This is a genomic window from Streptomyces sp. ATexAB-D23 (assembly GCF_000373645.1).
In the GTDB taxonomy this organism is placed as follows: Bacteria; Actinomycetota; Actinomycetes; order Streptomycetales; family Streptomycetaceae; genus Streptomyces; species Streptomyces castrisilvae.
Window position 1 is genome coordinate 104,001 of record NZ_KB892015.1, and the last position, 16,851, is coordinate 120,851.

At 71.4% G+C, this 16,851-nt stretch carries 17 protein-coding genes; 6 read left to right on the top strand and 11 right to left on the bottom strand.

All coding sequences use genetic code 11. From position 1 onward, the window contains the following. The first annotated feature begins 9 nt into the window (after positions 1–9). Complete coding sequence (locus B082_RS0116490; RefSeq protein WP_018552917.1) at positions 10–240, top strand: hypothetical protein; 231 nt, start codon at positions 10–12, stop codon at positions 238–240. Positions 241–296: 56 nt separating this feature from the next. Here the strand turns inward: B082_RS0116490 and B082_RS0116495 are convergent, their stop codons facing one another. After that, positions 297–1,367: an enoyl-CoA hydratase/isomerase family protein gene (locus B082_RS0116495; protein WP_018552918.1), complete on the bottom strand. Its 1,071-nt coding sequence runs from the start codon at positions 1,365–1,367 to the stop codon at positions 297–299. A 217-nt stretch (positions 1,368–1,584) separates the two neighbouring features. On the opposite strand from B082_RS0116495, the gene B082_RS0116500 reads away from it, so the two are divergent. Beyond that, on the top strand, positions 1,585–3,768 hold the full coding sequence (locus tag B082_RS0116500) for a SpoIIE family protein phosphatase (RefSeq protein WP_018552919.1): 2,184 nt from the start codon (positions 1,585–1,587) through the stop codon (positions 3,766–3,768). A 162-nt stretch (positions 3,769–3,930) separates the two neighbouring features. Here the strand turns inward: B082_RS0116500 and B082_RS0116505 are convergent, their stop codons facing one another. The 5 genes from B082_RS0116505 to B082_RS0116525 form a co-directional block, all read right to left on the bottom strand. Next, positions 3,931–4,569 (bottom strand): LAETG motif-containing sortase-dependent surface protein, encoded by a 639-nt coding sequence (locus B082_RS0116505; protein WP_018552920.1) that lies wholly within the window; start codon positions 4,567–4,569, stop codon positions 3,931–3,933. 258 nt (positions 4,570–4,827) lie between these two features. Then, positions 4,828–5,316, bottom strand: a complete 489-nt coding sequence (locus B082_RS0116510; RefSeq protein WP_018552921.1) for a GNAT family N-acetyltransferase — start codon at positions 5,314–5,316, stop codon at positions 4,828–4,830. 40 nt (positions 5,317–5,356) lie between these two features. Then, positions 5,357–6,553, bottom strand: a complete 1,197-nt coding sequence (locus B082_RS36220; protein WP_420707684.1) for a DUF6397 family protein — start codon at positions 6,551–6,553, stop codon at positions 5,357–5,359. 147 nt (positions 6,554–6,700) lie between these two features. Beyond that, positions 6,701–7,114: a roadblock/LC7 domain-containing protein gene (locus B082_RS0116520; protein WP_018552922.1), complete on the bottom strand. Its 414-nt coding sequence runs from the start codon at positions 7,112–7,114 to the stop codon at positions 6,701–6,703. Between the two features lie 118 nt (positions 7,115–7,232). After that, positions 7,233–8,651, bottom strand: coding sequence for an LCP family protein (locus tag B082_RS0116525; protein WP_018552923.1), 1,419 nt, complete (start codon positions 8,649–8,651; stop codon positions 7,233–7,235). Between the two features lie 447 nt (positions 8,652–9,098). On the opposite strand from B082_RS0116525, the gene B082_RS0116530 reads away from it, so the two are divergent. After that, positions 9,099–9,674 (top strand): TerD family protein, encoded by a 576-nt coding sequence (locus B082_RS0116530; protein ID WP_018552924.1) that lies wholly within the window; start codon positions 9,099–9,101, stop codon positions 9,672–9,674. Positions 9,675–9,740: 66 nt separating this feature from the next. On the opposite strand, the gene B082_RS0116535 is transcribed toward B082_RS0116530, so the two are convergent. Next, on the bottom strand, positions 9,741–11,852 hold the full coding sequence (locus B082_RS0116535) for an MMPL family transporter (RefSeq protein WP_199783808.1): 2,112 nt from the start codon (positions 11,850–11,852) through the stop codon (positions 9,741–9,743). Positions 11,853–11,942: 90 nt separating this feature from the next. On the opposite strand from B082_RS0116535, the gene B082_RS0116540 reads away from it, so the two are divergent. Next, on the top strand, positions 11,943–12,452 hold the full coding sequence (locus B082_RS0116540; RefSeq protein WP_018552926.1) for a MarR family winged helix-turn-helix transcriptional regulator: 510 nt from the start codon (positions 11,943–11,945) through the stop codon (positions 12,450–12,452). 46 nt (positions 12,453–12,498) lie between these two features. On the opposite strand, the gene B082_RS0116545 is transcribed toward B082_RS0116540, so the two are convergent. Further along, positions 12,499–13,401 carry an oxygenase MpaB family protein gene (locus tag B082_RS0116545; protein ID WP_018552927.1) on the bottom strand — a complete coding sequence of 301 codons (903 nt, stop codon included), beginning with the start codon at positions 13,399–13,401 and terminating at the stop codon, positions 12,499–12,501. 101 nt (positions 13,402–13,502) lie between these two features. Between B082_RS0116545 and B082_RS0116550 the strand changes: the two genes are divergently transcribed. Both B082_RS0116550 and B082_RS0116555 read left to right on the top strand, forming a co-directional pair. Further along, positions 13,503–13,811 carry a hypothetical protein gene (locus B082_RS0116550; protein ID WP_018552928.1) on the top strand — a complete coding sequence of 103 codons (309 nt, stop codon included), beginning with the start codon at positions 13,503–13,505 and terminating at the stop codon, positions 13,809–13,811. Between the two features lie 118 nt (positions 13,812–13,929). Continuing rightward, positions 13,930–14,865: a hypothetical protein gene (locus B082_RS0116555; protein ID WP_018552929.1), complete on the top strand. Its 936-nt coding sequence runs from the start codon at positions 13,930–13,932 to the stop codon at positions 14,863–14,865. A gap of 9 nt (positions 14,866–14,874) precedes the next feature. Here B082_RS0116555 and B082_RS0116560 read toward each other — a convergent pair whose 3' ends face one another. The 3 genes from B082_RS0116560 to B082_RS0116570 all read right to left on the bottom strand — a co-directional run bounded on the left by B082_RS0116560 (position 14,875) and on the right by B082_RS0116570 (position 16,769). After that, positions 14,875–15,417, bottom strand: a complete 543-nt coding sequence (locus B082_RS0116560; RefSeq protein ID WP_026249867.1) for an MOSC domain-containing protein — start codon at positions 15,415–15,417, stop codon at positions 14,875–14,877. 31 nt (positions 15,418–15,448) lie between these two features. After that, positions 15,449–15,631 carry a hypothetical protein gene (locus B082_RS0116565; protein ID WP_018552931.1) on the bottom strand — a complete coding sequence of 61 codons (183 nt, stop codon included), beginning with the start codon at positions 15,629–15,631 and terminating at the stop codon, positions 15,449–15,451. Positions 15,632–15,725: 94 nt separating this feature from the next. Beyond that, positions 15,726–16,769 carry a fatty acid desaturase family protein gene (locus tag B082_RS0116570; RefSeq protein WP_018552932.1) on the bottom strand — a complete coding sequence of 348 codons (1,044 nt, stop codon included), beginning with the start codon at positions 16,767–16,769 and terminating at the stop codon, positions 15,726–15,728. Positions 16,770–16,851: the final 82 nt, after the last annotated feature.

Below are 16,851 nucleotides of genomic sequence, written 5' to 3' on the forward strand. Positions count from 1 at the left end.
GATGCTGAGATGCGCAAGGACGAACTCGCCGCGGCGCAGGCCTATGTCCGTTTACTGGAGGCGACCCGGGCGGCCCTCTCCGATCCGCAGGACGCCCCGCTGTACCTGCCGTTGCTCGCCTCGCCGATCGAGGAGGCCGACGGGGCGCTGCGGCGCGCGGGGCTCTCGGGCAACGAGACCCGGTTCTTCGACCTCGTCCGGTCGATCCGGCCGAGCCTGTCGGGCAGCGGCGGTCACTGAGCCGTTCGCCCCGACGGGCCCTGCGAGGTCTCGGCCCCGGACGGCCGGCTTCGGGTTCAGCCGGCTTCCGGTGCCGGACCGAGGCCGAGTTCGCGGTCGCCGAGGGGCGCGAAGTGGCGGGCGACGTCCGCGTGGGTGACGCGGGAGAGCTCGGCCGGGTCCCAGCGGGGGTCGCGGTCCTTGTCCACGATCTGTGCCCGGACGCCCTCCACCAGGTCGGGCCCCGCGAAGGCGGCGGTCGAGACGCGGTATTCCTGGTCGAGCACCGCTTCGAGGCCGCCGAGCCGGCGCGCCCGGCGCACGGATTCGAGGGTCACCTTCAGTGAGGTGGGTGCCTTGGCCAGGATGATGGCCGCTGTCTCCCTGGCCGCGGGGGCCTCGTGGCCGGTGAGGCGGTCGACGATCTCCTCCACGGTGTCCGCGGCGTAGCAGGAGTCGATCCAGGCCCGGTGGGCGGCCAGCACGCCGCCGGGTGCGGGGCGGGCGTGCCGCCCGGCGGTCGCGGTGACGTCCTCGGGCGTGGTGCAGGCGCCGAGGTCGGCGACGAGGGCGGCAAGCCCCTGGGCGGGCACGAAGTGGTCGGCGAGGCCGCAGAGCAGCGCGTCGGCGGCGCCGATCGCCTCGCCGGTGAGGGCCAGGTGCGTGCCGAGTTCGCCGGGCGCGGTCCCCAGGAGGTACGTTCCGCCGACGTCCGGGACGAATCCGATTCCCGTCTCCGGCATGGCGATGCGGGAACGCTCGGTGACGATCCGGACAGAGCCGTGGGCGGAGACTCCGACGCCGCCGCCCATCACGATGCCGTCCATGAGCGCGATGTACGGCTTGGGGAAGCGGGCGATCCGTGCGTTGAGCCGGTATTCGTCACGCCAGAAGTCCAGTGAGGCGCGGCCGCCGGCCACGGCGTCGTCGCGGACGGCGCGGATGTCGCCGCCCGCGCACAGGCCCCGCTCCCCCGCGCCGGTGAGCAGCACCGCGGTGACGTCGGGGTCGTGCTCCGCCGCGTCGAGCGCTTCGGCCATGCGCAGCACCATGGCGTGGTTCAGCGCGTTCAGGGCGCGGGGGCGGTTGAGCGTGAGGTGGCGGACGCGTCCCTCGGTGTGCAGCAGGACGGGATCCTCGTGGTTCATGCGCGCGCTCCGGTCAGCCCTGGTGCCGTACCGTCCGCGGGGCACGGACGATCTTCCGCTGCCATTGTGCGCGGCGCCCCTCGGCAGGGGATACGGGGGGTGGCCCGGGGCACCGGGAGGGGGCGCGGGGCGGTTCCGCTGTGGCAGACGTGCCGCACCGGCCCGACAATTGGGGCACGCCGTACGGCAGACCCGCCGGACGATCCTCGGAGCTGGAATGACCGATCAGAACGGGCCGCCGGTCATTCCCGGCCCGCCGGGCCGGGCCACCGGCAAGGCGCCGGCCGGCGAGACCGGTACGGCGGAGCGGCTTGCCATGAACCGGACCGGCAGCTTCGAGTGGGATCTCGGTGCCGGGACGCTCGACATCGACGAGGCCGGCCTGCTGGTCTTCGGTCTGGACCCGGCCTCGTACGACGCGCGGCCGGAGACCCTGGCGGAGCGTCTGGAGCCCGGGGAGCGCATCAGGCTCGGCATGGAGACGGACGACGCGCTGAAGAGTTCCGTCAGCTCGTACAGCGTCCACTTCCGGATTCCGCTCGCCGACGGCCGCGAACAGTGGACCCATGTCCAGGGGCGCATCCTGCGCGGCGAGGACGGGAAGGCGCGCCGGGTGATCGGTCTGGTGCGTGACGCGACGGCCGAGGTCACCCATTCGGCCTTCGTGCTGGAACTGGAGAAACGCCGCCGGCGGCAGACCGATATCGTTGAACGGACAACGAGTGCGTTGTCGCGGGCGGTGACGGTGGACGACGTGACCGCGGCCCTGACGGGGCCCGGCGGACTGGCACGGCTGGGCGCCGACGGGCTCGCGCTCGGGCTGCTGGACAACGCGGTGCTGAACGTCATCGCGGTCAGCGGCGAGTCCCTGGAGTCCATCGGCGACCTGGGTTCGGGCCGCCTCGATCCGAAGTTCCCGCTGGCCGACACCGTGCTGAGCGGACAGCCGAGATTCGTGAGTTCCCTGGCGGCACTGACGCGGCGCTACCCGGTGCTCGAACCGTACGTGGGTCGTCTGAAGTTCCAGGCTGCGGCCTACCTTCCGCTGGTCGCGCAGGCGCGGTCGCTCGGCGGGCTGGCCCTCTTCTACCGTGAGCACACCTCCTTCAAGCCCGACGAACGCATTCTCTGTCTGGGGCTCGCCGCGATCGTCGCCCAGTCCCTCCAGCGGGCCAAGCTGTTCGACGAGGAGCGCGAGTTCGCCACCGGGCTCCAGTCCGCGATGCTGCCGCCGCGCATCCACGACATCGAGGGCGGCGAGATCGCCGTCCGCTACCACGCGGCGTGGAGCGGCCGCCAGGTCGGCGGCGACTGGTACGACGTGATCGCGCTGCCGAAGAACCGCTTCGGGATCGTGGTGGGTGACGTCCAGGGCCATGACACGCACGCGGCCGCGATCATGGGCCAGCTCCGGATCGCGCTGCGCGCGTACGCCGCCGAGGGGCATCCGCCGTCGACGGTGCTGGCCAGGGCCTCCCGCTTCCTCGCCGAGCTGGACACGGAGCGGTTCGCCACGTGCACCTACGCCCAGGTCGATCTGGAGACCGGAACCGTACGGGTGGTGCGGGCCGGTCACTTCGGGCCCCTGATCCGGCACATGGACGGCCGGGTCGGCAGCCCCCAGGTGCGTGGAGGCATGCCGCTGGGCATCTCGACGGACTTCGGTGACGAGGAGTACCCGGAGACCCGGCTCGATCTGGTGCCGGGCGAGACCCTGGTCCTGTACACCGACGGGCTGGTGGAGGAGCCGGGCGCCGACATCGACGCCGGGGTGCGCACCCTGATCACCGAGGTCAGTGCGGGACCGGCGGGTGCGGAGGCGCTGGCCGACCATCTCTCGGACCGGCTGTGGGAACGCTGGGGCTCCGGTGACGACGTCGCGCTGCTGGTGCTGCGGCGCAGTCCCGACCCGGGCTCGCCCCGGGCGCCGCGTGTGCACCAGTACATCCACCAGGCCGATCCGGAGGGGCTCTCCGAGGCGCGAACGATCGTGCGCCAGGCCCTGACCGACTGGGAGATGGCCGAACTCGCCGACGACGCCGAGCTGGTGACCGGCGAACTGCTGGTGAACGTGCTGCTGCACACGGAGGGCGGCGCCGTCCTCACCCTGGAGGTGCTGCCCGAGCCGGTACGCCGGGTGCGGCTTTCGGTGCAGGACCGCTCCAGCACCTGGCCGAGGCGGCGCTCGCCGGGCGAGACCGCGACCTCGGGCCGCGGTCTGCTGCTGCTGGACGCCGTCGCCACGCGATGGGGCATCGAACCCCGGGGCGAGGGCAAGGCGGTCTGGTGCGAGATCGGACCGGCGGCGCCGCCCACCTCAACCCCCGTGCACCGGAGCGTCGCCGAGCCGTTGACGGACAACGGCGGCAACCGACCGGCGGCCGGGGACGGACCGCGGTGAGACCGGGCGGCCGTATGTGTGCGTGTGTGTGGCGGACAGCGGCCGGCACAGGCAGCCGCGGGAGGCGGACAGCATGAGGGGCGCACCGCCCACGCCCTGCGTGTGCGGTACGCCCCTCAGCCGGCTACCCGGGCGCTGTCGCGTCAGGGCCGCCGGACCGCGTCAGTGCTGCGCGGTACGCCGCTTGCGCACGGACCACATGATGCCGCCGCCGGCCAGCAGCACGGCAACGGCCGCGCCACCGATGATCGGCGTGGCGGACGAGGAACCGGTCTCGGCCAGATCCGGGCTGCTCGGGCTCGGCGTGGCTGCGGCGGGCGCAGACGGCGAAGCGGAGTCGCTCGGCGTGTCGGTCGGGGTGGGAGACGACGTGGTCGGCGTCTCGGACGGCTTCGTCTCGGTCGGAGTCGGCGTGGGCGTCGACGGCGGGGTCGGGGTGCTGTCCTCGCACACCGGCGCCTGCTTGGTGTCTTCCTTCGAGTACTGGTCGCCGTCACCGGCCTTGACGACCAGGTGCACCGTCAGGGGCTGGTCGTGCTCCGGGAGCGCGATCTTCTTGTCGAACCCCTTGCCGAACTTCTCCGTCGGCAGCAGGTCCTTGCCGTCCACGGTGACGGTCACCTCGTTGGTGACACGGTCGTTGTACTGGGTCAGGTGCAGGCTGACTTCGTCACAGGTCACGGCCCAGGTGGGGGTGTGAGCTGCGGCCGGACCGGCGGTGAGGACCGCGCCGGACAGACCGACAACCGCGGCGGCGGCGAGCGTTCCCGCAGCGCGCCACGATCTCCTGGGTATGGTCATGGATTTTTCCTCCGCAGATGTTTCATCGCCCGAATGGCGGTGGAGCGCACAGTACTGCCCTCGTCCCCGATGTGTGCACCCGCCCCACAACCGATTCTGTGTCACAACGGCCCCCACACCGTCGCCGGTTGGGACATGCCGGACACCGGGTCGGCCGGGGCGCCCGCCATGTGGTGGCGTGAAGTGAGCGCCCGGCGCCGGTCCGTGCCGCCCGCGCGCGCCTCGGACGCCCGTCCGGCACCGTCGGGCCCCGCGCGGTCAGAGCCGGCGGTACATGATGTGCAGTCCCACGAAGCCCTTGGCCGGGTGGTTGAAACCCTCCGGCAGGGTGCCCAGGATCTCGAAGCCGAGCGAACGGTAGAGCCCCACCGCGGCGGCGTTGGTCTCCACCACCGCGTTGAACTGCATGGCGCGGTACCCGGCCGCACGGGCCCAGTCGAGCGTGTACTCGCACAGGGCCCGCCCCACGCCCTGCCCGGAGTACCGGGGGTCGACCATGTAGCTGGCACTGGAGATGTGCGACCCGTTGCCCATGTGGTTCTTGTTCATTTTCGCCGTGCCGAGGACGGTCCCGTCTTCGGCGACCGCCACTACGGTCCGGTGCGGTGGCTTCATGAGCCACCAGTCGACGGCGTCGGCCTCCTTGAGGTCCAGCGGGTAGGTGAAGGTCTCGCCCGCGGAGACGATGCCGTGGAAGAAGGACCAGATCGCAGGCCAGTCCTCGGTGGTGGCTTCCCTGATCAACATGGCGAGAACAATGCCTTGCCGACGCCGCGTCGGCCAGCGCTTATCCGGGGTTCCCCACGTCTCCGGCCGCCGGCCCGCCTTCCCGCCCGGCGAACGCGCGGCCCCTGTCCGTCGCACGGTGACGGCGGCGGGCGGGCCGCCGCGACCCGGCTGCCGCCCCTCGCCTCAGGCCGCGCCGCCCCCATCCCCGGGCCCCGCGCAGCCGGAGCCGCGCCAGCAGCCCTCCCGGCCCTTCGGACCCGGCGGCCCGGCAGGACGTGACCGGTGCGCCCGGGGCAGCCGCCGCCCCGGGTCCGCCCGACCCGGCAAGCGGCACCGACTCGACAGGCCCGGCCACCTCGGCGGCCGGCACCGGCTCAACAGCCGCAACCGGTGCACCCTCCTGCCCGGGGCCCGTCCACGGCCGGTCGCCCGGTCGCGGGGCCGGGCGGTGTTCGCGGGCGGCGTCCAGTTCCGTGATCAGGCTGATCCGGCGCCAGAGGATCTCGTCCGGTTCGTCCGCCGGCATCAGCCGCGCCATCGCTTCCCGCCCGGCGGCCGTCCCTCTCCGGCCGAATACGGTGCCCGGACCGACCCTGCCGAAGTAGGCCCGCTCGTACGGGTCGTCGACCACCTCGGCCAGCTGGACCGGGTCAAGGCCCCGCGCCACGATCGCCGCGCGCGTCCAGGGGTCCCGGGTGAGGGCCAGCAGGCGTTCGATCCTGCGCGAGCGCCAGTTGCGGGGCCGGCAGTCGCCCCCGCCATCGAGCCGGTCGCGCAACCAGGGCGGGCTGTTGCCCACCAGGAGTTCGGGCGACCGGGCCGCCAGCGCCCGTGCCTCCTGGGCGAGATAGACCCATACCACCGCCCGGTAGCGGTTGAGGTAAAAGGCGACGGGCGTGACGCACCCGGCCCTTGCCAGCCGGGTGAAGCGGACCGGGCTGATCCCGAGCAGGCCCGCCCCCTCCGCCGTCCCGACCGTACGCACCCGCTCGCGCAGCGCGCCGGGGAAACCGTCCTGGGCCCGGAGGCGCTCCATCTCCTCCCGGTGGACCCTGGGCCGCACACCGTCCGGGACGCCACTCGTCACCCTGACAGCTCCCAGATACACGGCCAGCTCGAACTCGCCCCGCTTGAGCCCGAGTTCTGTCGCGGCCCGGCCCGCCGCCATCGTATGGGCGCGGTCGTAGCGCGAGATATCCGCTTCCGGCGCCCCCGCTTCCCGTGCTTCCACCGCGAGCGAGCGGTTTTCAGGCATTTTTCCGGGCATTTCCGTTGCCGACATGGCGATACTCCCCCGTGCGAACCAATCACTCTCTGTGACCAGAGTAGTCCGGGGGAGTCAACTGCCGCCCGGCCTGTGGATAACTCCACGGGCCGGGCGGCAGTCTCCGGTCGCGCGTCGTCAGATCCTGCTGATTCCCCCGGTGCCGTCCTGTCGTGACGACACGGAGAGGTGCTCTCCCACCCGGTTGACCATGAGCGTCATCTCGTACGCCACCTGACCGACGTCCGCCTCCGCCTCGCTCAGTACGCACAGGCAGCTGCCGTCCCCCGCCGCCGTCACGAAAAGCAGTGCCTCGTCGAACTCCACCATGGTCTGCCGGGCCCTTCCGGCGCGGAAGTGCCGTCCCGACCCGCGGGCGAGGCTGTGCAGCCCGGACGAGACGGCCGCCAGGTGCTCGGCGTCCTCCCGGGCCAGTCCGGCGCTCGCGCCGGTCACCAGGCCGTCGTTCGACAGCACCAGGGCGTGCCGTATGTACTCGACCCGCTTGGTGAGATCGTCAAGGATCCAGTCGAGTTCCTTGTCCAGCGCCATTGCGTTTCCTCCCCGTTCACGCGTTCCCCGTGCCTCGCTTGTGTGCAAGCCTTGCGCACAGGTCACGTACGGGCAAGCACCCCCCTCGGCCCACCGGTCCGGAAGCAGTCGCCGGAGCTCACCCGTAGGACAGGTCCTCGCACGGGTCGTCGTCGGCGGAGCGGGCCCCGTCGGCGACGTCAGCCGGTACGCCGGACGCCGCGGAGGGGGACGAGGCGTCCGGCGCGGGCGACGGGTCGTCCGCGTAGTCCTGTCCGACGATCAGCTGGATTCCGGCGTCGGTGGACTGCTCGATCCGCGCCCCGGGGAAGAGCCTGGCCGTCGTACGGGCCTGGTCCCGCAGGCCGGGGCCGTAGGCGACGACGGTGCGGGAGCGGTTCTGGTCCTGCGCGGTGGCCGTGCCGGTGACACCGAAGTCGTGTGTGCTCAGGAGGCCGGCCGCCCGAGCCGCGAGCCCGGTCACCGTGGTGCCGTTGTAGACGGCGACGTCGATGCCCGTACCGGAGACCGGCGGCTGCGATGCCTCGGGTGAGGCGCCGGATCCCGCCCTGCCGCCCTTGGTTTCCTTGCCGTCGAGCGTGCGGTCGGCCTTCAGCGCGGCCCACAGCTCGTCCGCGTCCGGTTCCACGACGGCGACGCGGGCGCCCTCGTAACGCCAGGGCACGGTGACGAACTTGGTGTTGTGCAGGTCGACGTTCTTCATCGACAGGGCGAAGGAGAGCAGTTTGTCGGCAGATCCGAGCCCCGGGTCGACGGTCATCGCGTCGGTCGCCGCATCGGCCAGTGGCAGCAGGGTGGTGGGGTTCATACCACGGGACTTGATCTTCTTCACCAGGGAGCCCACGAAGGCCTGCTGCCGCTTGATCCGGCCTATGTCCGAGCCGTCGCCGATGCCGTGCCGCAGCCGGACGTAGTCGAGGGCCCGCTGCCCGGACACCGTCTGCTCGCCCTTGGCGAAGACCCGTGAGCCCTGGGTCGCCAGCTTGGGGTTCAGATCGCGCTGGTACACATCCTGCGGCAGACAGACCCGCACCCCGCCGACGGCCGAGGTGAGTGCGGAGAATCCGGCGAAGTCGATCACGACCGTGTGGTCGACACGCAGTCCCGTGAGGTGTTCGACGGTGTTCTGGGTGCAGGCGGGATTGCCCTCGGCGGTCTCCCCCACCGAGAACGCCCCGTTGAACTGACTGTGCTGCTGCGGGTCCGTCCAGGTGCCGTCGGGCTTCCGGCAGGCCGGGATGTCGACCATGGCATCCCGCGGGACGGATACGGCCACGGCGTGTTTGCGGTCGGCGTAGACGTGAAGGAGGAACACCGTGTCGGAGCGGCCGACCGCGCCCGTACTGCCGCCGAGTCCGCTGTTGTCCCCGGAGCGCGTGTCCGAACCGATGACGAGGACGTTCTGCCCTCCGGCCGTGCCCGGTGGCCGGTCGCCCGAGATGCCGTCGGCGCTGAACGTATCGATGTCGCCGGTCAGTTTCAGATATCCCCAGCCGACCCCGGCGACCAGCAGGACGAGGAAGGACAGGGCGGACACCGCAGTCCGCCGCAGGCGGCTCCCCCTGTCCCCCGCTCCCGTTCCCTTGTTCCTGCTTGTCATGGGCCACCCCGTTCATCCGGCTGACGTGCGGGGCGGCCTGTCGGCGGCACCGGCACGGTCGTGCTGTCGTGCGTTGTCAAGGTCGTGCAACTCTGTCGCAAGGTTCTGGCGTAGGGCTCTGTCGTAACGTGCTTGTCGTGCGGCGCCGTGAGGCGTCTCCATCGTCAATCCGATCCCCTCTCCCCACACGGACACCGGAAACATTGACCGGAAGACACCAGGAGAGAGCGCGGGAAGAGCGCTTCCGTTCACCGGGCCCTTCCAGGAAGCGGGCCGGACCTCGCCCACGCCCTGGGCAAATCCTCTCGAATCGTGAAGAGTAAGGGCGGGGCCGCCGCCTCTTCGGCGACGGCCGGTGAACCACTGGATCATTGGAGGAAGTACATGGGTGTGACCCTGGCCAAGGGCGGCAACGTCTCCTTGTCGAAGGAGGCGCCCGGCCTGACCGCCGTGACGGTCGGCCTGGGCTGGGACGTACGGACGACGACCGGTGCCGACCACGACCTCGACGCCAGTGCGCTGCTGTGCGCGGACCACGGGAAGGTCCTTTCCGACCTGCACTTCGTCTTCTACAACAACCTCAACAGCCCGGACGGTTCCGTTCAGCACACCGGTGACAACCTGACGGGTGAGGGCGAGGGCGACGACGAGTCCATCAATGTGAACCTCTCGGCGGTACCGGCCGACGTAGCGAAGATCGTCTTCCCGGTATCCATCCACGACGCGCAGAGCCGGGGGCAGAGTTTCGGCCAGGTCCGCAACGCGTTCATCCGCGTGGTGAACCAGGCCAACGGTGTGGAGCTCGCGCGCTACGACCTCAGCGAGGACGCGTCGACGGAGACCGCGATGGTGTTCGGCGAGCTCTACCGGCACGGCAGCGAGTGGAAGTTCCGCGCGGTCGGCCAGGGTTACGCCTCCGGTCTGGCGGGCATCGCGTCGGACTACGGCGTCAACGTCTGACCGCGACCGCCCCACCGGCCCGGCTCCGTGTCAGCGGCGGCCGGGCCGGCTGTGTCCCCACGGCCGTCACGCGGAGGCCGGCGGCTCCGCTTCCCGCGCGGTGCGGCTGAGGGTGCTGGGCCACCACGCCCGGGGCCCGATGTCCACGACGAGCGCCGGAGCCAGCAGCGACCGCACGACCAGCGTGTCCAGCAGGACGCCGAAGGCCACGATGAACGCGATCTGGGCGAGGAAGGCGAGCGGGATCACGATCAGCGCGGCGAAGGTGGCGGCCAGCACCACACCCGCCGATGTGATGACCCCGCCCGTGCTGACCAGGCCCCTGATCATGCCCTCCCGCGCCCCGTGCCGCAGCGCCTCCTCGCGGACCCGTGACATCAGGAAGATGTTGTAGTCGACGCCGAGAGCCACCAGGAACACGAATCCGTACAGCGGCACCGAGGCGTCCGTACCGCTGAAGCCGAAGGCGTGCTTGAAGACCAGGGACGAGACGCCCAGGGTCGCGAGGAAGTTGAGGCCCACGGTGGCCACCAGCAGCACCGGGACCAGGACGGACCTCAGCAGGCCCATCAGGATCAGCAGAATGATCACCAGCACCACCGGCACGATGATGCCGCGGTCGCGCTCGGCTGTGCGCTGGGTGTCGTACTGCTGCGCCGTGTAGCCGCCGACGAGCGCGTCCGCCCCGGGCACCTCGTGCACAGCGGTACGCAGGCGCTTGACGGTCGCCGTGGCCGCGTCGCTGTCCGCGGCGTCGTCCAGGGTCACGTCGATGCGCACCCGGCCGTCCACGACGAGCGGCTTGCCCCCGCCCGGCCGGCCCGACGCGGTGACGGGCGCCGCGGAGGACACCCCGTCCGTCGCCTCGGCCGCCGCGGTCACCTCCTCGGCCCGGCCGGCCGCCGCGACGACGACGGCCGGGTTGCCCGAGCCGCCGGGAAAGTGCTTGCTGAGCGTGGCCTGAGCGGAGACGGAGGGGGCGTCGTTCACGAAGATCTCGTCCAGCGGGACACCCTGGGACTTCAGCGTGGGCGCGAACGCGGCGCAGGCGACCAGGACCAGCGCGCAGGCGAGCCACACCTTGCGCGGGGACCCGTCGACCCGGGCGGCGATCCGGCGCCAGATGCCGTGCCCGCCGGTCGCCTCGTCGGCGGGGCGCGGCTTGGCGGGCCAGTACGCGGCCCGTCCGCACAGCACCAGCACGGCGGGAAGGAACGTCATCGTGCTCAGCACCGCGCAGACGATCCCGATGGCGCCCACGGGTCCCAGGGCACGGTTGTTCGTCAGGTCACTGAGCAGCAGCGCCAGGAGTCCCAGGGCCACGGTGGCGGCGCTCGCGGTGATCGCCCCGAAGGAGCGGCGGAGCGCGGCCGCGGCAGCGGTCGTCCGGTCGCCGTGCGCCGCCAGTTCCTCCCGGAATCGCGCGGTCAGCAGGAGGGCGTAGTCGGTTGCCGCCCCGATCACCAGGATCGACAGGATGCCCTGGACCTGGCCGTCCACGAGGACGACGTCGTGGTCCGCGAGGACGTAGACGACGGCGCAGGCGAGCGCGAGGGCGAAGACTGCGCTGATGATGATGAGGAAGGGCAGCAGCACACTGCGGTAGACGAGCAGCAGGATCACCAGCACGGCGGCCAACGCCACCCCCAGCAGCAGCCCGTCGATGCCCGCGAACGCGTCCTTCAGATCGGCCTGGGTGGCGGCGGGCCCGGCGATCTCGACGGTCGTACCGGCCACCGACCCCGCCGCGTCACGCACCCGGTCGAGCGTGTCCGGCAGTTCGTCGCCCAGATCCGAGCGCAGCTGCACGACGCCCGACAACGCCTCGCCGTCTTCGGACGGCTGCGCGGGCGAGGGCCTGCCGACCACCCCGGGCTTCCCGGACAGTGAGGCGAGCGCCCGGGTCGCCGAAGCCCCGGCGTCGCTCGGGAGCCCGTCCTTCCCCGCCGTCCACACGACGATCGCGGGTACGGTCCCGGAGCGCTGGAAGGCCTGCTGTTCGTCCGCGACCCTGGTCGACTCGGCGCTGCGCGGCAGGAAGGCCGCCCGGTCGTTCGTCGCCACCTCGCCGAGCTTCCCGGCGAAGGGGCCGAGGGCGCCTCCGATGCCGAGCCAGACGACGAGCAGCGCTACGGGCACCAGCCATCGGACAACACGGTGCCTCGGTGCGGGCTTCATTGCTTCCCCAGGGGTCGACGCGGGACAGACATCCCGAATGTATCTCGGCCATTCATTATCTCAATGATCAAGAGATATTACTGTAGGGGCATGCGCACCGCAGACGAGAGCCCGGACAGAGGCACGGACGGCGGGCCCACGGGCCTCCAGTCATTCGCTGTACTGCTGCGCCGTATGAACAGTGAGTTCAATCGCATCACGCATGAGTTCGCGCAGGCCCAGGGGCTGCACCCGACGGATGTGCAGGCCCTGGTCGCCATCCTGGACGCGGACCGCGGCGAAGAAAGCCCGGCCATGACGCCGGGGCGGCTGCGCGAGCAGCTGGATCTCACCTCGGGCGCGGTGACGGCGTGTCTGGACCGGCTGGAGCGTGCGGGGCACATCAGACGGGTACGCGACAGCGGCGACCGGCGGGTGGTGCATCTTCACTACGCGGCCGCGGCGAAGCGTGTCGCCCGCGATTTCTTCCAGCCGCTGGCGGCGGGGACGGACGCGGCCCGTCAGCAGTTCGACGAGGACGAGCTGCTCGTCGTGGTGCGGTTCCTGCACGCCATGAACGACGAGCTGAGCCGGCTGCGGCGTACCGGGCCCCGGTCCTAGGTGTATTGCCCTGTCCGGCGGATCTTCGCGGGACAGGCTCTAGCCGTCACTCCGTCCGGGCCTCCGGCGCGGCGAGGTCCCGGACCGGGCAGCCGCCGGTGCCCGGGGTGGGGAACGTGCCGAGCGCGGCGACCTCGTAGCCTCGCGGATAGCCCTTGATCTCCGGGTTCTGCCTGGCGTAGTGCGGCGTGCCGCGCGGCGGCAGAAGGCGGACGGCGCGGGCCCTGAGGCGCAACGCGCCCCGGGTGAGGCTGCGGGCCACAGGAGCCGGCCGCTCGTAGCGGAAGGCCCTCAGCAGCGAGTCGTCCAGGAGCGCGAGGCTCGCGCCCCGCACGAGCGGGGCGAGGGGGCGCGGATACCAGGAGGCCATCAGGTCCAGCGTGGCGTCGGACACCGCACGCGCGCCTTCGTCCCAGCCGAAGTGGGCGTCCTCGTAGGTGTCGAGGGTGTGCTCGAAGTCCTCGTACGTCTGCGGCAGGTCCTTGATGCCCATGCGCGCGCCGAGGGTCCGGTAGTACGCGGCGCACGCCCGCAGTTCGTGGTCGCAGAGCCGGCGCCAGCCGTAGGCGTCGAGCCATCGTTTCGGCGTGACGACGAAGGTGCACAGGACGTAGCGCATGTCGTCGTTGCTGATGTCGTAGGCGGCGTGCATCCGGTTGATCCGGCGCAGGGCGGTACGTCCGGGATCGCTGTCGAAGCCGTGCTCGACGACGGTGTCCAGGAGCAGTGTGGTGTCGTCGTACCGCTTCTGCGAACGTTCCGTCAGTTCGGCTGTCTCGGCGAGCAGTCGTCCGATGCTCGGGACGGCATAGGTGCGGTACAGGGCGAGTTCGAGGGCCCGGGTGATGTCCCAGGGGAACTCGTACGTCGCGGTGATCCGATAGATTTCGAGGAAGTCCCGTTCCGGATCGAGGCGTTGGATCTCCTTCAGCCGGTCGTAACGCTTCACCGCACCGTCCCCCTTGTCCAGGTCGAGTGTCCCAGCGTACGTCCGGGGGCAGGACGGTGAGTATGCGCGACGCGCGCGCATCGACGGAAGGCGGTTCCCCCATGACCGAGATATTCGGCGCCCTGCGCAGAGCCGTGGCTCCGGGCCGCAGGGGCGGCCGCTCGGCCGCGGCCCCGCCGGCGCCCGCACGCCGGCAGCACAACCTCTTCGAGGCGGCCGCCACCTTCGTCGCGGCGTCGGCCGAGGACGACGAGGAGCGGATGGACGAGGCGAGCGGCTGGGTGTCGCCGGAGCAGCTCTCCTTCGGAGTGAGCGAGCTCGCCTGCCGTGCGCTCATCGCGCTCGCCCGCGAGCGGAACGAATCGCCGCAGAAGGTGGCCCGCGAGCTCCTGGGCCTGACCGACGGCTGAGGCACGCGCCGCGGGGGCCACCCCGGGCGGATCGTCCTGCCTCGTCAGGGCCTCGACTGGGGGGTTACCCACTGGTTAAGGTGCGCCGACGGAAATCCTGACGGACGAGGAGGGTGCAGTGGCCGGGACGGACGACACAGTCGCCGACAACGACGCTCTGTATGTGCTGACCGCTGTCCTGCTGACTCCGGCGCAGTTCCCCGGCGTGCTCGGCGACGACTATCCGGCGGCGTGCGCGGCGCTGCGGCTGGAGCCGTATGCCGAGGGGTACGGACTCGTGATGGGCCAGGACGGCGACGGCGCCCGGTGGACCGTCGTCATCGACGATGTGTCACTGGTGGCGGTGGCGATCGCGTCGTGGGACTGCGGCATGGAGTACGACCTCTCGCCGGACGACCGCTCGGTGGTCTGCGCGCTCCCCGGCTGGCCCCTCGCCGTCGCCGTCGCCGCCCCCGGGGTGCCCGCCCCGCACGACCCGGCGCCCGATCCCGGGGCGGACGGGGAGGATCCCGCCCCGCTGTCGCCGCCCGACACCGAGGTGTGGGGGCCCGCGCAGCGGCGTCTGGGTGCGGACGCGATCGCCTCGCAGTGGGCGCAGTGGCGCGGCCAGGTCGACGACGCGACGGCGTTCGCACCGCCGGGCGGCGAGAGCACGGCGGACACGGAGGGCGGCGCGAGCGCCGGCCCCGACAGGGCCGGCACTGAGACCGGAGCGGCTGCCGTCGCGGGCACCGAGGCCGAGGACGGCCCCGAGTCGGGCCCCGGCGCCACGCGCGCCTCTGTCACACATCCCGGGGTGCGCAGGGCCCTGGCCGAGGCGCGGGCCTATGCCGACGAGCCGCCGCCGCCCGGCCGGGTCCGCTCTTCCTTCGCACCGGGGGACGCCCGGATGATACGGGCCGACGGCCCCGGCTGGTCGATGGTGGCGAGGACCGACGACATCGCGTTCGTGCTGCTGGACGAGGTGCCGGGCGAGATCCTTCCGGTGGGGCGCGGCACGGAACTGCCGGGGCTCCTCACGGCCCTGGACGCGCTGGCCGTGCGCCCGTCCTGACCGCCCGGGTCAGACACGCTCCAGGGGGCGGTGGGGCTCGGCGGGAAGTTCGACCTCGACCCGGTCGCCGGGCCTCACCACACCGCCGACCGCGACAACGCTCATGATCCCGGCCTTGCGGACCACGTTGCCCTCCTCGTCCCTGCCGACGACCTGCTTGAGGAGTCCGCTTCGGAAGTTGTCGATCTGGAGGCAGGGGTTGCGCAGCCCGGTGACCTCGACGACCGCCTCGTCACCGAGGTGCAGCAGGGTGCCGACGGGTAGGGCCAGGAGGTCTATGCCGCGGGTGGTGATGTTTTCCCCGAGGTCTCCCGGGGCCACCTCGAAGCCGGCCGTGCGCAGCTCGTCGAACAGCTCCTCGTGCATGAGGTGGACCTGTCGCAGATTGGGCTGCGTGGGGTCCTGGGCGATCCTGGAGCGGTGTTTGACCGTCACCCCCGCGTGCACGTCCCCGTCCACCCCGAGGCCGGCCAGCAGCGTCACGCTCTGCCGGTTCGGCTTGGTGAAGGTGTACGTCTCGTTGCTGCTCACGACGGTGACTGTGCCACTCACGGCGGGATCTCTCCTTCTCGATGGCCGGCTCTCAGCGGCCGATCTCCTTGCGCGTGATCCTACGGAGCCTGCGGCGCTGGGACGGGTCCAGTGCCAGATAGGCGAGCGTGGGGACTCCGACGAGCACCAGCAGGGAAAGCCAGAAACCGATGAACGGCATCAGGACGACTGCGGCGACGACTCCCCCGATGGCGATCTTTGCGCTGTTCGACATCGTCAGTGCCTCCTTCGCGGCCTGTGGCCGCCTCTGATGTGAGAACGCCTGTGCGTGCCCATCGGTTCCGGCTTCCGCGTATTCGTCGCGGAGGTCATCGCAGCGGCGCGCCGACCTCGTGCATGTGAGCGAGCGCCTGCCGGTAGGACTCGATGAGTCCGGTTTCCGCGTACGGCAGGCCGATGGCCTCGCAGTGGGCCCTGACCAGGGGTTGTGCCAGGCGCAGGTGCGGACGGGGCAGGCTCGGGAAGAGGTGGTGCTCGATCTGGTAGTTGAGGCCGCCGAGGAACCAGTCGGTGAGGGCCGCGCCGCGCACGTTGCGTGAGGTGAGGACCTGGCGCCGCAGGTGGTCCCAGCGTTCCCCGTCCGGGTCGGGCATCTCCATGCCCTTGTGGTTCGGGGCGAAGGCCATGCCGAGGTGGAGGCCGAAGAGCGCGTGGTGCACGAGCGCGAAGACGACCGCCTTCCCCGGGGACATGACGGTGAGCAGCAGGGTGGCGTAGAGGCCGAGGTGCGCGGTCAGCAGCAGGGCCGACAGGGCACGTTCCCGTACGGGCTGCCGGCGCAGGTACTGGAAGCCGGAGATCTTCAGCGCGATGCCTTCGAGGAGCAGCATCGGGAAGAAGAGGCGGGCCTGGTTACGGGTGAGCCAGCGGGCGAAGCCCTCGCGCTGGGCGGCCTGCTTCTGGGTCCAGACGAGGGCGCCCACGCCGACGTCCGGGTCCTTGTCCAGGTGGTTGGGGTTGGCGTGATGGCGTACGTGCTTGTCGTTCCACCAGGCCTCGTTCATGCCGAGCAGCAGGTTGGCGTGGACCAGGCCGATGGCGCGGCTCGCTCGGCGGTTTCCGGTTATCTGGGCGTGTCCCGCGTCGTGTCCGACGAATGCGGTGCGGGACCAGAAGACGGCGAGGGGCAGGGTGAGCGGCAGGACCCACCAGGTGTTGCCGAGGAGGGCGATGCCGGTGAACACGGCGGCGAGAGCGAGGAGGTTGACGGTGATACCTGCCGCGTACCAGCCGGTGCGCCGTTCGAGGAGTCCTTGCCCCTTGACGGTTCGCAGCAGGGGCGCGAAGTCACTTCCGGTGGTTCCGGCGCCGTCGCGGGTGCGTTCCGCGACGGCCATGGCGGCCTGGGGCATGTTGTCTCCGGTCTCGAATCCGCTCTGACCTCATAAAACGTATGGTTCCGGAGGGTTCGGGAGCCATGGAGCCACCACCCGG

What these genes read in the sequence shown, in the direction of transcription:
- B082_RS0116490 (WP_018552917.1), top strand. Translation starts at nt 10, where the DNA reads ATGCGCAAGGACGAACTCGCCGCGGCGCAGGCCTATGTCCGTTTACTG.
- B082_RS0116495 (WP_018552918.1), bottom strand. Translation starts at nt 1,367, where the DNA reads ATGAACCACGAGGATCCCGTCCTGCTGCACACCGAGGGACGCGTCCGC.
- B082_RS0116500 (WP_018552919.1), top strand. Translation starts at nt 1,585, where the DNA reads ATGACCGATCAGAACGGGCCGCCGGTCATTCCCGGCCCGCCGGGCCGG.
- B082_RS0116505 (WP_018552920.1), bottom strand. Translation starts at nt 4,569, where the DNA reads ATGACCATACCCAGGAGATCGTGGCGCGCTGCGGGAACGCTCGCCGCC.
- B082_RS0116510 (WP_018552921.1), bottom strand. Translation starts at nt 5,316, where the DNA reads ATGTTGATCAGGGAAGCCACCACCGAGGACTGGCCTGCGATCTGGTCC.
- B082_RS36220 (WP_420707684.1), bottom strand. Translation starts at nt 6,553, where the DNA reads ATGCCTGAAAACCGCTCGCTCGCGGTGGAAGCACGGGAAGCGGGGGCG.
- B082_RS0116520 (WP_018552922.1), bottom strand. Translation starts at nt 7,114, where the DNA reads ATGGCGCTGGACAAGGAACTCGACTGGATCCTTGACGATCTCACCAAG.
- B082_RS0116530 (WP_018552924.1), top strand. Translation starts at nt 9,099, where the DNA reads ATGGGTGTGACCCTGGCCAAGGGCGGCAACGTCTCCTTGTCGAAGGAG.
- B082_RS0116535 (WP_199783808.1), bottom strand. Translation starts at nt 11,852, where the DNA reads ATGAAGCCCGCACCGAGGCACCGTGTTGTCCGATGGCTGGTGCCCGTA.
- B082_RS0116540 (WP_018552926.1), top strand. Translation starts at nt 11,943, where the DNA reads ATGCGCACCGCAGACGAGAGCCCGGACAGAGGCACGGACGGCGGGCCC.
- B082_RS0116550 (WP_018552928.1), top strand. Translation starts at nt 13,503, where the DNA reads ATGACCGAGATATTCGGCGCCCTGCGCAGAGCCGTGGCTCCGGGCCGC.
- B082_RS0116565 (WP_018552931.1), bottom strand. Translation starts at nt 15,631, where the DNA reads ATGTCGAACAGCGCAAAGATCGCCATCGGGGGAGTCGTCGCCGCAGTC.
- B082_RS0116570 (WP_018552932.1), bottom strand. Translation starts at nt 16,769, where the DNA reads ATGCCCCAGGCCGCCATGGCCGTCGCGGAACGCACCCGCGACGGCGCC.